Source organism: Methylophilus sp. 'Pure River', assembly GCF_046765995.1.
Taxonomy (GTDB): Bacteria; Pseudomonadota; Gammaproteobacteria; order Burkholderiales; family Methylophilaceae; genus Methylophilus.
Map to the genome: position 1 here is coordinate 1 of NZ_JBKOUE010000008.1, position 12,892 is coordinate 12,892.

General features: G+C 51.6%; 12 protein-coding genes and 1 pseudogene. All 13 read right to left on the reverse strand.

Going from position 1 to position 12,892, the window contains the following annotated elements; all coding sequences use genetic code 11:
- Positions 1-457 (reverse strand): annotated as a pseudogene (locus ACIDE9_RS10465) (SPOR domain-containing protein); the annotation flags it as partial.
- A 63-nt stretch (positions 458-520) separates the two neighbouring features.
- The gene (gene folC, locus ACIDE9_RS10470; RefSeq protein ID WP_411994677.1) at positions 521-1,816 is read right to left on the reverse strand and encodes a bifunctional tetrahydrofolate synthase/dihydrofolate synthase; all 1,296 of its coding nucleotides are present in this window, start codon (positions 1,814-1,816) and stop codon (positions 521-523) included.
- Positions 1,816-2,682, reverse strand: coding sequence for an acetyl-CoA carboxylase, carboxyltransferase subunit beta (gene accD / locus ACIDE9_RS10475; protein WP_194742049.1), 867 nt, complete (start codon positions 2,680-2,682; stop codon positions 1,816-1,818). Before accD ends, folC begins: the two co-directional genes overlap by 1 nt.
- Positions 2,683-2,733: 51 nt before the next feature.
- A complete protein-coding gene (trpA, locus tag ACIDE9_RS10480) occupies positions 2,734-3,534 on the reverse strand; it encodes a tryptophan synthase subunit alpha (RefSeq protein WP_411994679.1) in 801 nt (266 codons plus the stop codon).
- A gap of 95 nt (positions 3,535-3,629) precedes the next feature.
- Positions 3,630-4,832: a tryptophan synthase subunit beta gene (trpB, locus tag ACIDE9_RS10485; RefSeq protein WP_194754374.1), complete on the reverse strand. Its 1,203-nt coding sequence runs from the start codon at positions 4,830-4,832 to the stop codon at positions 3,630-3,632.
- A gap of 22 nt (positions 4,833-4,854) precedes the next feature.
- Positions 4,855-5,502: a phosphoribosylanthranilate isomerase gene (locus ACIDE9_RS10490; protein ID WP_411994680.1), complete on the reverse strand. Its 648-nt coding sequence runs from the start codon at positions 5,500-5,502 to the stop codon at positions 4,855-4,857.
- Positions 5,503-5,519: 17 nt separating this feature from the next.
- Positions 5,520-6,293: a tRNA pseudouridine(38-40) synthase TruA gene (truA, locus tag ACIDE9_RS10495; protein WP_411994682.1), complete on the reverse strand. Its 774-nt coding sequence runs from the start codon at positions 6,291-6,293 to the stop codon at positions 5,520-5,522.
- 98 nt (positions 6,294-6,391) lie between these two features.
- Positions 6,392-9,286 (reverse strand): FimV/HubP family polar landmark protein, encoded by a 2,895-nt coding sequence (locus ACIDE9_RS10500; RefSeq protein ID WP_411994684.1) that lies wholly within the window; start codon positions 9,284-9,286, stop codon positions 6,392-6,394.
- A 208-nt stretch (positions 9,287-9,494) separates the two neighbouring features.
- Positions 9,495-10,607, reverse strand: a complete 1,113-nt coding sequence (gene asd, locus ACIDE9_RS10505) for an aspartate-semialdehyde dehydrogenase (protein ID WP_411994686.1) — start codon at positions 10,605-10,607, stop codon at positions 9,495-9,497.
- 43 nt (positions 10,608-10,650) lie between these two features.
- Complete coding sequence (locus ACIDE9_RS10510; protein ID WP_194742056.1) at positions 10,651-10,770, reverse strand: entericidin A/B family lipoprotein; 120 nt, start codon at positions 10,768-10,770, stop codon at positions 10,651-10,653.
- A 16-nt stretch (positions 10,771-10,786) separates the two neighbouring features.
- The gene (locus ACIDE9_RS10515) at positions 10,787-11,281 is read right to left on the reverse strand and encodes a YajQ family cyclic di-GMP-binding protein (RefSeq protein WP_194742057.1); all 495 of its coding nucleotides are present in this window, start codon (positions 11,279-11,281) and stop codon (positions 10,787-10,789) included.
- Positions 11,282-11,402: 121 nt separating this feature from the next.
- Positions 11,403-11,714 carry a pyrimidine/purine nucleoside phosphorylase gene (locus ACIDE9_RS10520; protein ID WP_194754369.1) on the reverse strand — a complete coding sequence of 104 codons (312 nt, stop codon included), beginning with the start codon at positions 11,712-11,714 and terminating at the stop codon, positions 11,403-11,405.
- 100 nt (positions 11,715-11,814) lie between these two features.
- Positions 11,815-12,885 (reverse strand): 3-isopropylmalate dehydrogenase, encoded by a 1,071-nt coding sequence (leuB, locus tag ACIDE9_RS10525; RefSeq protein WP_194754368.1) that lies wholly within the window; start codon positions 12,883-12,885, stop codon positions 11,815-11,817.
- Positions 12,886-12,892 lie beyond the last annotated feature (7 nt).

The window sequence follows — 12,892 nt, forward strand, 5'->3', positions numbered from 1 at the left end:
CAACTTTGGGTTCAACTTTGGGTTCAACTTTGGGTTCAACTTTGGGTTCAACTTTGGGTTCAACTTTGGGTTCAACTGGTTTCACCGGGGTTGGTGCGATAACAGGTTTGGCTGGCTCTGCCTTGGCCAATTTTTGCGGTGCGGCAGGGGCTGCGGGGGCAGAAGCAGTAGCCTCTTCAATGTTAGCCTCAGGCACTTCCTGGGCGTTGGTTTCTGGGGTGTTGGCAGCCGGGGCGGCCTCATTGTCCAACACCACTTCATCGTCAGGCAATTCAAGAATAGGCTCGCGGTTAGCCTGGCGGTTGACGACTGTAATTTCTACGTTATCGTGGCTGGATTCGACTACTCTGTCCTTGAGCACGAAGGGCAATATGATTAACATCAGCACCACCAGCGTGATCGCACCTACCAACCGTCTGCGGGCCGTTTTCTTGAGCAACAGTTCGTTGTCTGTCAAAGCATCTCTCGCCATAATGTTTTGAAGTTCTCACTCAGTTCTATGTATACGCCAGGAGCGCAATTACGCAGCCCATTGATCAGGCGTTAATTCCAGTATCGCAGCTACAGTGAAGAATGAGCCGAACACAATAATTTTATCATTTTTTGCTGCTTTTTTATAAGCTGTCCGCAATGCGGTTGGCAAATCTGCATGCAGGTGAATATGTGTCTGCGGCACTTTCTGGCTTAAACAGGTATGCAAATAATCAAGCTCTGCTGCTCGCGGATGCTGGATAGGGGCAATATGCCAGGTATCAATCACGGGGTGCAGGATATCCACCACACTGGCAATATCTTTATCAGACAGCATGGAGAAGACGGCAACCACCTGGCCGCCATCGGCACTCAGGCGTTGCAAATTATCGCGCAGTGCACGTGCGGCATGTGGGTTATGCGCGACATCCAGTATCAGATCAGGCGCTTGCTGTATATATTGAAAGCGGCCTGTGACTTCTGTCCCGGTTAATGCCTGCAATAGCTGATCTTCCGTGACTGGCAATGTTGCCTGTAAGGCACGTACGGCAAAGATGACGCTGGCGGCATTATTCCACTGGTAATGGCCGAACAGGCGCAAGGTGCCGATATCCAGCCGCCCCAGGCTATCCCGGTAGTGCGCGTGTTGCGCATCGGAAACATCCATCTGGTAGTCCACGCCAAAACGGTTTAACTTGACGCCCAGTGATTCAGCATAGGCCAGCAAGGAGGCTGGCGGAGCCACGTCACCGCAAATGGCAATCTGTGGCTGGCGGTAAATACCGGCTTTTTCGTGGCCGATTAACTCACGGGTATCGCCAAGAAACTCCATATGGTCGAGATCGACATTGGTCACGATGGCACAATCGGCATCTACAATATTCACCGCATCCAGGCGGCCGCCCAAGCCAACTTCGAGAATAACGACATCCAGCGGCTGCTGTTCAAATGCCCACAACGCCGCCAACGTGCCCATTTCAAAATAGGTCAGCGTGATATCACCACGCGCTTGCTCCACGGCAGCAAAGGCGTCACAGAGCATGGCATCGGCAATCACATTGGCATTGAAGCGAACACGCTCCTGATAGTGCACCAAATGGGGAGATGTGTAACATCCGACCTGGTAACCGGCAGTGCTATAGATACGCTCCAGCATGGCACAAGTAGACCCTTTGCCATTGGTGCCGCCAACGGTGATCACGGTAAACGGAAATTGTAGCTGCAGACGTGCTGCCACTGTTTGCACCCTGCCCAAGCCCATCTCGATGGATTTGGGGTGTAGGGATTCAATGTAGCCGAGCCAATCCTCAACGGTTTGGGGAAGCTCGGGTATCACAGGCGGCATCAGGCAGCTTTGGTAATATGCAGGAAATTGGACAACAACTGGCTCAGCTTGGCGCGCATTTCACGACGGTCAATAATCATATCAATGGCACCGTGCGTCAGCAGAAACTCTGCACGCTGGAAGCCTTCAGGCAAAGTTTCGCGTACGGTTTGCTCAATCACGCGAGGACCGGCAAAACCGATCAAGGCATTTGGCTCAGCCACAATCACATCACCCAGCATGGCAAAGCTGGCAGATACCCCACCCATGGTCGGATCCGTCAACACAGAGACATATGGCAGGCCCGCTTCAGACAGCTTGGTCAACGCAGCACTGGTTTTAGCCATTTGCATCAATGACAGCAAGCCTTCTTGCATACGAGCACCACCGCTGGCAGAAATACAGATAAATGCAGCTTTGTGCTGGATGGCGTCTTGTACACCGCGTACAAAGCGCTCGCCCACCACGGAGCCCATGGAACCGCCCATAAACTTGAATTCAAACACGGCCGCCACGACCGGCACTCCTTCAATCGCGCCGCGCATCACAATTAGCGCATCTTTCTCCTTGACGTCACGCTGGGCAGACTTCATGCGCTCGGCGTAAGTTTTGCTGTCTTTAAATTTCAATGCATCTACTGGCGTGACATCGGCGCCAATTTCAACGCGGCCTTCTGCATCCAGCAGCACATTCAGGCGGTCACGCGCACCAAGGCGATGATGGTGGCCGCACTGTGGGCACACTTCCAGGTTGGCATCCAGGTCAGTACGGTAAAGTACCGTCTGGCAGGCATCACATTTATGCCACAGGCCTTCTGGCACGTTACGCTTTTGTACTGAGCCAACAGCCCGTTTAATTTTTTGTGGAATCTTGTCTAACCAGCTCATAGTTTCTCCTGCTTTTATATTGCGATATTCTGAAGACATGAATAAACAGTCCTATACAAAGTCAATCGCAGTACGTAATTCTTTGGTTAATGCCTGCACATTGGCAATCAAGTTAGCGGCGTCAGCGCTTTCAATCGCCAGCACCATGCGGCTACCGACCACAACAGCATCCGCAATCGCCGCCACTTCACGCGCTGTAGCTGCATCCTTCACGCCAAAGCCAACGCCAATCGGCAAGCTGGTTTGTTGACGTATCTCTGCCACGCGCTTTTTGACCTCGACAATATCCAGGTTAGCCGCACCTGTCACGCCTTTGAGCGACACATAGTACAGGAAGCCTGTTGCCTGCTTCACGATCAACTCGGTACGTGAAGGCTCGGTGGTCGGGGACAACAGAAAAATACTGTCGATATCGGCGCTGGCCAGCTCCTGGTTAAAGCTTTCGCACTCCTCAGGTGGATAATCCACAGTCAGCACGCCATCGACCCCAGCCTCTTTCGCCAAGGCAACAAACTGGGTACTGCCCATGGCTTCAATGGGGTTGGCATAGCCCATCAGTACGATAGGTGTGGTTTGGTTGGTTGCGCGAAACTCTTTAACCATGCCAAGTACTTTGCGCAGGCCCATTTTGTGTACCAGCGCACGCTCACTGGCGCGCTGAATTACCGGACCATCCGCCATCGGGTCAGAAAACGGCACACCGAGTTCAATCATGTCGGCACCGGCTTCTACCAAGGCGTGCAACAAAGGCACAGTATGGTCAGGATGCGGATCACCGGCTGTAATGTAGGGAATCAGTGCCTTTTTACCTTGCGTCTTGAGTGTGGCGAATACAGATTGAATGCGGGACATAAGAATGCTTTTTTAATTAATTCAAATAATGCCAGTGGATTTGCAAGGCATGACTGTGCGTATAAAGTCGACAAGAACAGTCATGCTAGCCAAGGTCACAGAGTAATATTCGCCAACCGTGCCACGGTGTTAATATCTTTATCACCACGGCCAGAGAGATTCACCAGCACGACTTGGTCCGGAGACATGGTTTTAGCCAGTTTTTCCGCATGCGCCAGAGCGTGACTGGACTCCATCGCCGGGATAATGCCTTCAGTACGGCAAAGGTTATGGAAGGCCGTCATGGCTTCTTCATCCGTGATTGCCACATATTCCGCGCGCTTGATGTCTTTTAACCAGGCATGCTCAGGGCCCACGCCTGGGTAATCCAGGCCTGCAGAAATAGAGTGCGTTTCAATGATATTGCCATCTTCATCTTGCATCAGGTAAGTACGGTTGCCGTGCAGTACGCCAATCGGGCTATTTGCGGTTAAAGGGGCCGCATGCTGGCCAGTGCTCAAGCCGTGACCGCCCGCCTCAACCCCAATCAGGCGCACACCCTCAACGTCGATGTATGGGTAGAAAATGCCCATGGCATTGGAGCCGCCGCCGACACAGGCAACGATGGCATCTGGCTGGCGGCCGATCATTTCCTGCATTTGATCTTTCGCTTCGATACCAATCACTGCCTGGAAATCGCGCACCATCATTGGATAAGGATGTGGACCGGCCACAGTACCGATAATGTAGAACGTATTGGAGATATTGGTCACCCAGTCGCGCATGGCTTCATTCAATGCGTCTTTCAGGGTTTTTGAGCCGCTCTCAACAGGCACCACGGTCGCCCCCAGCAACTTCATGCGGAACACATTTGGTGCCTGACGCTTGACATCCTCGGCTCCCATATAGACCACGCACTCCAGGCCCAGGCGGGCAGCAATCGTCGCGGTCGCTACGCCATGTTGCCCAGCCCCGGTTTCCGCAATCACGCGTGGCTTACCCATGCGTTTGGCCAGTAATGCCTGGCCAATCGTGTTATTGATTTTGTGCGCCCCAGTGTGATTTAAATCCTCACGCTTGAGATAAATTTGTGCGCCACCGACTTTGTCAGACAGGCGTTTAGCATGATAAATCGGGCTGGGACGGCCAACGAAGTGCTTTAGGTCATAAGCAAATTCAGCCAGGAACTCAGGATCGTGACGATATTTCTCATACATCACCCGCAGTTCTTCCAGGGCTTCCACCAGGGTTTCTGCGACAAAAACGCCACCAAAAGGGCCAAAATGACCGCGCTCATCTGGCATGTCATACATTTGCATGCGTTACTCCGTATCTCGTTTGTTACTCTAACCGCCCATGACGTGCAGCATCACACTGCACCACCTGCTGCATGAATGCAGCTATCTTTTGCGGGGACTTAATCCCCTTTTGTGCTTCCACCCCGCCACTCACATCCAGCGCATAAGGGCGTACCTGATGCGTGGCTTGTGCAACATTTTCCGGATTCAAACCACCGGCCAATATCACCGGCTTTTGCAAATCGGCAGGGATCAGCGACCAGTCAAATGCCTCGCCGGTCCCACCCACTGCTTTTTCAGAGTAAGTATCTAGCAGCAAGGCTGACGCTGACGCAAAATCAAGCTCGCATTGTACCAAATTTACCCCTGGTTTGACGCGGATTGCTTTGTAATATGGCAGATTAAATTGTGCGCAATAGTCTGCCGACTCATCACCATGAAACTGCAAACAATCCAGCGCTGTACTTGCGATCACTTGCTGCACATCTTCAACCGATGCATTCACAAACAGGCCGACTTTGCTTACAAAGGGCGGGAGCGCTGCCATGATTGCCTGGGCTTGCGCCGCCGTGACCGCGCGTGGGCTAGGCGCATAAAACACAAAGCCCAACGCATCCGCACCTGCGGCAATCGCTGTCAGCGCATCTTCCAGGCGGGTGATCCCGCAAATTTTTACCCTGGTTCTTGTCATATGATTAATTACTCTCTTCAACTCCAGTGCGCCTCACACACTGGTAATTGCCAGCTGTCGTCGTACTCTACACCGGTAAAATACAATCCATCCGGCATAAACGTGGGCGGTGACAGACGCCTGTCTTTATATTGCAACAAGTCAGTAAATGCAGCCGGACTTAACTTGCCCTGGCCGACATACACTAAGGCGCCCACCATATTGCGAATCTGGTGCTGTAAAAAGGCGTTGGCCTTGAAACTGAAAATGATATATCGCCCATGTTGCGCGATGTCAGCGCGATGCATCGTCCGTATCGGCGTACTGGCCTGGCATTCACTGGCACGAAAAGCGCTGAAATCATGCTCGCCAATCAAGCCAGGCATGGCTTGTTGCATTAAGGCGATATCCAGTGGCCTATGGTACCAACCTACTCGCCCGTGTTGACTGGCGGGCGCCACAGCATGATTGTGCAACACATATTGATAACTACGCGCACGCGCACTAAACCGCGCATGAAAGTCTGCAGCTACTTCAGTGGCCCACAAGATACGCACCCAGGCAGGCAGGTGCGCATTGGTGCCACGCACCCAGGCACTCAATGGTCTGACAACTGAAGTTTCAAAATGTGCCACTTGCATCAATGCATGCACGCCTGAATCTGTACGGCCAGCAGCATGCAAGCGAACTGCTTCGCCACCCACCTGCTTAATGGCATGCTCAATAGCATCCTGTACGCCTGCGGCATTTGGCTGACTTTGCCACCCTTGAAAATAGGCGCCGTGATATTCAATGCCAATCGCAATTTTCATGGCGCCTAGTATAAGGGCTGTCTGTCATTACGCCAAATCAGACCACACTGCCAACGAGGGACAGTTGAAATGAACAAGGCCGGGAACCCGGCCTTGATTTATGCTAATTTTGCCAATAATTCACTGGCTCGTTGCCGCTGACGCTCGCCGCCTTCTGCGATGACCTCATCAATCAACTCCTTGGCACCGACTAGGTCTTCCATGTCGATATAGGCCTGAATCAGGTCGAGTTTGGTATTCACCTCTTCCGGCTCATCTGTTATCGCCTCGGTACTGACTGAGGCACTATCGGCCATATCCAGGGAGATTTCAGGGAAAGCAACATTATCGGCCGCCGCTTCTACGGCTGGTGCTTCATTCAATGCCTTGTCAGCAGAGCCCAGGCTGATTTCTTCGATTTCCAGCGCATCATCTGCCGCTTGTTCACCAATCGCATCATTCGGGCCACCCAACTCCAGTGACAACTCAGGCAATGACTCAAACACAGCATCCTCGCTGGATAAAGTTTGCTCACCGGTCGTTGTTGACAATGGCTTGTTGCCGGCAACATCTACCCCTTGCGCGCCCTCATCCAGGTTCAGCGATGGCAAATCTAATGCTTTAGGTGTCAATGCAAGATCAGCATCCCCATTTAAAGCATCACTGCCCTGATCTTCCACGGAATCAGGCTCTACCACAGAGGCTGGCTCCACCTCAAAACGCAAGGCATCCGCATCGCTCACTGGCTCTGCGGAGAATGCAAGGCTGGCGTCACCCACCTCTGGCAGCGTTGACTCCGCCACTGGGGTATCTATCTGCAATGTATCAGTATCGCTGATCACAGGCGACACGTCCGCACTGGATTCAATTGTGATTTCTTCTGTGGCGGTACGCACTGAGCTTTCAGTAGACACTACTGGCTCACTACTCGCCGCTGCCACCGCTTCAGACGCACCATCAAACTCCAATGCCGGCGCTTCAAAGTTAAAGTGATAGGCATCCTCTTCACTCTGCGTTTCTGTCACTGGCAATTCGGTTGCAGTCGCAATCTCATTGGCAGCGACTGGCGCGCCTTGGTAAAGCGTATTGTCCGGATCCAGCTTTTGCCCCATGGCACTGACTTTTGACCAGGTCGCATCTGCCGGACCAGCTTTGGCATACACCTCACCAGCCAGCGACTCAAACGCAACCTTATTACCGGTGGTCTGATAAATTTCCAGCAACTTCACCTTGAGTTCCTGACGCTCAGGATCTTTTTGAATCGCATCTTTGAGGATTTCCTCAGCTTGGGCATCACGGCCATACGCCATGTATACCTCAGCCTCAGCAATCGGATCCACATCATGCGAATCGATCATGCCACCGACACCACTCTGCGAGAAGTCGGTCAAAAAGGAGGTGTCGCCAGAAGCCGCAGCCTGCGTATCACCGAACACAGTGTTATTTTGCATTTCGGTCGCTGGCGAGGTCACAATCGCATCTTCAAACGTATCAATCTGTTTTTTGCGGCGGATACGGATCAATGCCCAGACACACAGCAGCACCGGCAAAGCAATCAGCGCCAGTGGCAACACCGGGCTGATATTTTTCAGGCGCTCAAACAACACATGCATAAAGGAAGGCTGCTGCACAGGCACATCTGCGGCAGGTTCTTCAACAGGTGCCACCGGCTTGGCTGGTTCTGCCGCAGGCTTCTCTGCAGCCACTGGTGCAGGCGGCACCTTAGCGGCTTCAGCAGGAGCAGCCTCAACAGGTTTTTCTACTGCAGGCGCAGACTCAACTTTTGCTTCGGCTTTAGGCTCGGCAGCGGCTTGCGCAGCATTCTTCTCTGCCTGCGCCATCGCATTGTTCTTCATTTCCATCAGCTTCTTCATGTCCGCGACTTGTTTTTCAAGCGCGGCTGCACGAGACTGTTCTTCTTTGATGGCATTTGCCTTGGCAGTCGCATCTTCTTGCGCTGCGGTTGCGGATGTTTTGGCTGCTGACTTATCAGCTTGCGTTGTTGACTTCTCATCACCAGCCGACAGTTTCAATACATCTTTCCCTGGCTTGGCTTGCGGCGAGGGTTTCGCCCCTGCGGCACCAATCTTGCCTGCGGATTGCTGTGTATTGCCACCACTTTGGCTGGCTGCGCTTTCCTGGACGACTTTAGCCAGTGAATTTTTATAGGCTTGCCAGTTGGTCGCATGTTCCGCGATCAGGCTTTTCGCCTGTGGGCGGCTAATGCTATCCAGGGTTGCCTGGTCTGGCATACGCATAATCTTGCCGACCTTGAGGCGGTTCATGTTTTTACCATCAAACGCCTGCTGATTTGTCTGGTAGAGCGCAGCAAGCATTTGTTCAACGCTGACATTATCAGGTTTCATTTGCCTGGCAATGGCATAAAGGGTATCCCCACGCTCAGTGGTCAATGCATTTTCTGCGTTTGTTTCTTCGGCAACCGCTGGTTTAGTCGCAGGCTTTGCAGCAGTTGGTCTGGATGATGCAGGCTTCCTGGCCTCTGGTACCACAGCCTGGCTAGGTTCGGGCACCACTGCTGCTGGAGGTGCACTTGGCGCAGGCGCTGCCTGACCATTGACTGGCAAACCAGCAGACTCGGATACATAATTAGAGTTAAACCCAGGCGGATCCAGCAACAGGGTGTATTCTTTAACCAGTCGGCCAGTCGGCCAATCGACCTGGATCAGCATATCCAGGAAGGCTTCGGTAATTGGCTGGGAGCTGGTCAGCTTGAGGATGGGCTGACCTTTGATGTTATTAGCCACTTCAATCTTGATAAAGGGATAAGAGGCAGGCTTTTCCAGCATCTGGTCCTGATAGACCTGCTCGCTCGCCAATGCTGCCTGGATGCTATTGAGCTCACTTGGCGTGACCGCCAGCAACTCAATTTCCGCATTGAGCGGTTCCCCCAGTTTTGAGCTTGAAACCATGCCCCCCAAACCAGCGGCATGCGCCGAAAGGGCAGTACTCAAACTCAAGGCAAAGGCTATTTTTTTTAATTGAAATTTACTCACCGATTAACCCTTATTCATTCATGGCGTTTGTCAAAATAGCATCATTCAGACAGCCACGCAAGCGCGCCCAGGCGGCTTGTGAGCAATAAATACACCGTTTTGAAGCTATAGTAACCATTAAACAGGATTATATAAAAAGCAAAAGCCCGAAAAGACCATGATTTCATTAATAAATCATGGCTTTACGGGCCGCTATTTAATCAAATACTTAAGCTTCGACCAAAACTCTCAACATACGGCGCAAAGGCTCTGCGGCTCCCCACAACAACTGGTCACCAACAGTAAAGGCCGACAGGTATTCACCGCCCATGGCCAACTTACGCAAACGACCAACCGGGGTCGTCAATGTGCCGGTAATCGCTGCCGGTGTGAGCTCGCGCATACTGATTTCACGCTCGTTAGGTACCACTTTGGCCCACTCGTTGGCTTCGGCCAACATTTGGTTGATTTCGTCTAAAGGCACATCCTTGCGCAGCTTGATGGTCAGCGCCTGTGAATGACAGCGCATGGCGCCGATACGCACACACAGTCCATCAATCACGATCGGATTCGCTTCACGGCCTAAAATCTTGTTGGTCTCAACGCCGCCCTTCCACTCTTCCTTGCTTTGGCCATTACCCAGGTCTTTATCAATCCATGGGATCAGGCTGCCAGCCAGTGGCACGCCAAAATTGGATTGTGGTAAATCATCGCTACGGATGGTATCCGCAACGGTTTTATCAATCTGCAAAATCGCAGAAGCCGGATCCGCCAACAAACCAGCGACAGAAGCATTGATCACGCCCATCTGGCTAATCAACTCACGCATATTCTGCGCGCCTGCGCCTGAAGCGGCCTGGTAAGTCATAGAGGTTGCCCACTCAACGAGGTCAGCTTTAAACAAACCATTGAGCGCCATAAGCATCAATGACACAGTACAGTTGCCGCCTATCCAGTTCTTGCCGCCATTGGCCAAGGCGTCCTTAATCACATGCATGTTCACCGGATCCAAAATGATCACGGAGTCTTGCTCCATGCGCAAGGTAGAGGCCGCATCAATCCAGTGGCCGTTCCAGCCTGTTGCACGCAATTGCGGAAACACTTCGCTGGTGTAATCACCACCCTGGCAGGTGACAATGACATCCATCTGACGCAATGCATCAATATTTTTGGCATCTTTCAGCGCAGGAGAATCCTTGCCCACCTGAGGCGCAGCGCCACCTGTTTGCGAGGTGGTGAAAAACTGCGGCTCGATATCCGCAAAATCATTTTCCTGCATCATGCGCTGCATCAGCACGGACCCAACCATGCCACGCCAGCCTACAAACCCTACTTTTAACATAGTGACTCGATATTTCAGCCGGTATACCCGGCATTAAAATTGATTATTTGGAAGATTTCTGAACAGCTTCACCCGCTTGTTCAATGTCTTTACCCATACCATTAATGGTGTTGCAACCTGCCAACACCAACACCGTCAATACTAATGTCACCCACTTCGCCATCTTGTTCTCCCAATGACTAATCTCTGAAATTACCGAATTTTAAAGGAAAATCGGTAATACTTTTTTTCACAAACGCTATCGCCTCTTGCAGCACATCGCGCTTGGCGCCATTCACACGCACAGTGTCGCCCTGAATCGTCGCCTGCACCTTCATACCGCTATCTTTAATGAGCTTGGTGATTTTTTTGGCCAGGTCGCTATCAATGCCATCCTGCACACGCAAATCCTGCTTCACCTTATTACCAGAGACCTTCTGCACATCCTTGTGTTCCAGACGTTTGGAAGACTCGGGCTCTTTCTTTTCCATGGATGGCAACAGAATATCTTTCACCTGATCCAGCTGGAAATCGTTATCACCAAACAAGGTGATGACTTTGTCTTTTTCGTTGAAATCAATTTTGGCCGACGTGCCCTTGAAGTCATAACGATTGGTGATCTGCTTGCTGGCAGCATCAATCGAGTTCTTCAAGTTCACCATATCGACTTCAGACGTAATATCAAAGCTTGGCATATATATTCTCTCCTACACCAACTAGAAATTGCGCAGCTTGAGCAAGGCATACACCCGCAGGCAGTACATTAAGTACGACAAGGGCGTATAACACCGCTCAAGCAAGCAAGTTCGGTTGGTCTTATTCGAAGTGGCAGACGTAGTCTACTGTTTCTACAACCTCAATATCAAAACTGGAGTTACCAGGCACCGTAAACTTCTCGCCACCTTTATAAGTGGTCCAGTTCTCTTCGTCTTTTTGGCGAACTTTGCACACGCCGTCATTAATTTCCATCAGCTCAGGTGAGCCGGTGTTAAACGTCAGAGTGCTCGGGAAAATCACGCCCACGGTACAGCGCGTACCATTAGGGAACAATACGGTGTGGCTGACACATTTGCCATCGAAATAAACGTTGGCTTTCTTTTTTACGCTGACATTATCAAATTGCGCCATTTTAAATTCCTAATTAATTCCAGTTACTACAATCATAGTTACGACTATATCTTAAAACCAAGCGGACGGCATGCACAGTCATCCGCCCGCGCAGCCAGTGTTACATGGCGGCGACGATCTGGTCACCCATCTCGGAACAGGATACACGCTTAGTGCCCTCTTCATAGATGTCACCCGTGCGGTAGCCAGCAGCCAATACCTTTTTGACTGCGTTTTCAATGCGGGTTGCCGCTGCTTCGTTATCAAAGCTGTAACGCAACATCATGGCAGCCGACAAAATGGTCGCAATCGGGTTCGCCAGATTTTTACCAGCGATATCTGGTGCAGAGCCGTGTGATGGCTCGTACAGGCCTTTTTTGCTTTCATTCAATGAGGCAGATGCCAGCATGCCGATAGAGCCGGTCAACATGGAAGCTTCGTCAGACAAGATGTCGCCGAAGATATTACCGGTCACCATCACGTCAAATTGTTTTGGGTTGCGGATCAACTGCATGGCGGCATTGTCGACATACATATGGCTCAGTTCCACTTCCGGATACTCTTTCGCCACATCAATGACGATTTCTTTCCAGAACTCTGTGGTTTCCAGCACGTTGGCCTTGTCTACGGAACACAGCTTCTTGCCACGTTTCATGGCAATTTCAAATGCCACATGCGCAATACGACGCACTTCAGGCTCGCTGTAAATCATGGTATTAAAGCCTTCGCGTACGCCCTGCTCGTTAGTACGCATGCCACGTGGCTGGCCAAAATACACGTCACCCGTCAATTCACGCACGATCATGATATCCAGGCCTGCCACCACTTCTGGTTTCAAGGTTGAGGCATTTGCCAGCTCGGGGAACAATACGGCTGGACGCAAGTTAGCGAACAACCCCAAATCCTTACGAATCGCCAGCAAGCCACGCTCAGGACGCAAAGGGCGATCCAGAGTATCGTACTGCGGGCCGCCAACTGCGCCTAATAATACGGCATCAGCTTTGCGACAGATATCCTGCGTAAACTCAGGATATGGATGACCGTATTGATCATACGCCTGGCCGCCCAGTGGCGCTTCAGTAAAGGTCATGTCCAGACCTTCTTTTTTCAATACTTCGAGCACGCGCAAAGCTTGCGCGATAATTTCCGGACCGATGCCATCACCGGGCAATACAGCGATATTTAATGCCATTTAAAAA

Bases quoted from the DNA above. Each gene is read 5' to 3' on its own strand.
- folC (WP_411994677.1), bottom strand. From the start codon at position 1,816: ATGCCGCCTGTGATACCCGAGCTTCCCCAAACCGTTGAGGATTGGCTC.
- ACIDE9_RS10520 (WP_194754369.1), bottom strand. From the start codon at position 11,714: ATGGCGCAATTTGATAATGTCAGCGTAAAAAAGAAAGCCAACGTTTAT.
- trpA (WP_411994679.1), bottom strand. From the start codon at position 3,534: ATGTCCCGCATTCAATCTGTATTCGCCACACTCAAGACGCAAGGTAAA.
- ACIDE9_RS10490 (WP_411994680.1), bottom strand. From the start codon at position 5,502: ATGACAAGAACCAGGGTAAAAATTTGCGGGATCACCCGCCTGGAAGAT.
- ACIDE9_RS10510 (WP_194742056.1), bottom strand. From the start codon at position 10,770: ATGGCGAAGTGGGTGACATTAGTATTGACGGTGTTGGTGTTGGCAGGT.
- leuB (WP_194754368.1), bottom strand. From the start codon at position 12,885: ATGGCATTAAATATCGCTGTATTGCCCGGTGATGGCATCGGTCCGGAA.
- accD (WP_194742049.1), bottom strand. From the start codon at position 2,682: ATGAGCTGGTTAGACAAGATTCCACAAAAAATTAAACGGGCTGTTGGC.
- trpB (WP_194754374.1), bottom strand. From the start codon at position 4,832: ATGCAAATGTATGACATGCCAGATGAGCGCGGTCATTTTGGCCCTTTT.
- ACIDE9_RS10515 (WP_194742057.1), bottom strand. From the start codon at position 11,281: ATGCCAAGCTTTGATATTACGTCTGAAGTCGATATGGTGAACTTGAAG.
- truA (WP_411994682.1), bottom strand. From the start codon at position 6,293: ATGAAAATTGCGATTGGCATTGAATATCACGGCGCCTATTTTCAAGGG.
- asd (WP_411994686.1), bottom strand. From the start codon at position 10,607: ATGTTAAAAGTAGGGTTTGTAGGCTGGCGTGGCATGGTTGGGTCCGTG.